Origin of the sequence: Megasphaera cerevisiae DSM 20462, from assembly GCF_001045675.1 — a bacterium.
Lineage (GTDB): Bacteria > Bacillota > Negativicutes > Veillonellales > Megasphaeraceae > Megasphaera > Megasphaera cerevisiae.
Genome location: NZ_LEKT01000105.1, coordinates 1 through 2,036, shown reverse-complemented (window position 1 = coordinate 2,036; position 2,036 = coordinate 1). Strand labels below are relative to the sequence as shown.

2 protein-coding genes are annotated in these 2,036 nt (G+C 44.1%); one reads left to right on the top strand and one right to left on the bottom strand.

The window, feature by feature from the left end:
• On the top strand, positions 1–280 hold a 280-nt coding region (locus AB840_RS15140), incomplete at its 5' end, for an EF-Tu C-terminal domain-related protein (protein WP_048515384.1).
• A gap of 66 nt (positions 281–346) precedes the next feature.
• On the opposite strand, the gene AB840_RS15135 is transcribed toward AB840_RS15140, so the two are convergent.
• The gene (locus AB840_RS15135; protein WP_048515652.1) at positions 347–1,867 is read right to left on the bottom strand and encodes an L-lactate permease; all 1,521 of its coding nucleotides are present in this window, start codon (positions 1,865–1,867) and stop codon (positions 347–349) included.
• Positions 1,868–2,036 lie beyond the last annotated feature (169 nt).

Sequence of the window (2,036 nt, the reverse complement as noted above, 5' to 3'; positions counted from 1 at the left end):
TACGAAATTCAAGGCGCAGGTATATGTATTGACAAAGGATGAAGGCGGCCGTCACACGCCGTTTTTCAATGGCTATCGTCCGCAATTCTACTTCCGCACGACAGATGTAACCGGCGTGATCCAGTTACCGGAAGGTACTGAAATGTGCATGCCTGGGGATAACGTTATGATGGATGTTGAATTGATTACCCCGATTGCTGTTGAAGTTGGTCTTCGTTTCGCTATCCGTGAAGGCGGACGTACAGTAGGTGCTGGTGTTGTATCTGAAATCGAAGCATAATAAGAAGAGCGATATTGTGCAGCAGTAAAAAAGCGTGTCCCAAGGAGGACACGCTTTTTTGCAGCTTTAGCGTATGCACAGCTGACCAAAGTATACGATGCAGCCTAATATAATAATGAAAGGAATATATACTTTTACGATAGCTTTCAGAATTTCATTATCGCGGCCTTTTAACGAAATAGCACCCACAGCAATAGCGATGCTTTGTGGTGAAATCATTTTTCCTGCACAGGTGCCGGCTGAATTCGCTGCTGCCAGCCAGGCAGGATTGGCTCCAATAGCTGTAGCCGCATTGATTTGCAGATTACCAAATAATACGTTGCTGGAAGTTCCTGAACCGGTAATAAATGTGCCTACAGAACCAATGAGGGGAGCAATGGCGGGATACATCGGACCAGTAGCGTCGACAGCTGTCCGGGCGATATCTGAGGTCATGCCGCTGTAGCCCATGACCTTGGCCGTTGCGATGACGGCTATGATGGTAATAATGGTATTGCGAAGTCCGACTACCGTATGTCCTAATACAATGCACATTTCCGTAAAGGAAGAACTTTGTACTTTGCCGCTGATAAAAGCTGCCAGCAAAATTAATATGCCCGGGGTGGCTATCCATACAAAGGTATAAGGGACGGCGCCGGGACCGCTATAAATCAGTACTGCCGTTTTTATCATATTTAGGGGTTCGTTGATAAAAGGGAAAAGCTTTGAGGTAGCAAGTAAAAATACGAAGATCAGAATAAAAGGTAAACAGGCCAGAAGACCACCTTTCAGGGGAACATGCGCCGGGTGAATGTCCAGGTGATATTCTGTGGAGGTAATACTGAATATTTTGGAGTACAAAATAATGATGCCCATGATAATGACGGAGGCTGCCATGACGGCTAGCTCAGGACCTATAAAAGAAGCAATAATCAGTTCGGGAATAGCAAGGCCCAGGCCGGACAGCAGCGTCAGCATAAAAACTCCCTTCAGGGCCTTGATAGAACCGCCGGTTACGATGACCATCAGAAATGGACAGAGAATATTCAACGGCAGCAACTGCAGGCTGATATACTTTGCCAACAGCAATGGATTTAATCCTGTCAGGTTGGCCAGCGTACTGGCGGGAATCCCGATAGAACCATAGGTTGTAGGCACTGAGTTGGCAATCAGGCAGACTAGAATGGCACGGATTGGGTTAAAGCCCAGGGCCACTAACATACTGGCCGGAATGGCAATAGCCGTACCAAAACCGGCCATTCCTTCCATGAAGGCACCGAATCCCCAGCCAATAAGTAATACTAGTACGCGCCGGTCCTTGCTGACCGTAGTGAGCATGTGTTTGATAATATCCATGCTTTTAGTATGAATCGCTAAATTATAGGTGAAAATTGCAGCAATGATGACCAGCAGAATTGGCCAGCAAGCTAGGGCTATGCCTTCTAAAGCGGCAGTTGCCGCGGCGCTGCCGGGCATGTCGTAGCTGAACAACGCTACGGCAAAGGCAATAAGAAGAGCAGCAGGACAGGCTTTATAACTTTGCATTTTTAAAAATCCTAAAGAAATAATAAGCCATAAAATAGGTGATACAGCTAAAAAAAATACCATGTACATCAATCCTTTCTTATCTTTTTTTATTTGTAATTTTTATCACATACTAGGTTGTCAGCATATAGATAAAATTAGTTTTTTAGTCTGTCATATATAAATCACTGAAAAAAATAATAAAAAGTTGAAAATTAAAAATATATAGTATTCAAATAATACATTATAAAAT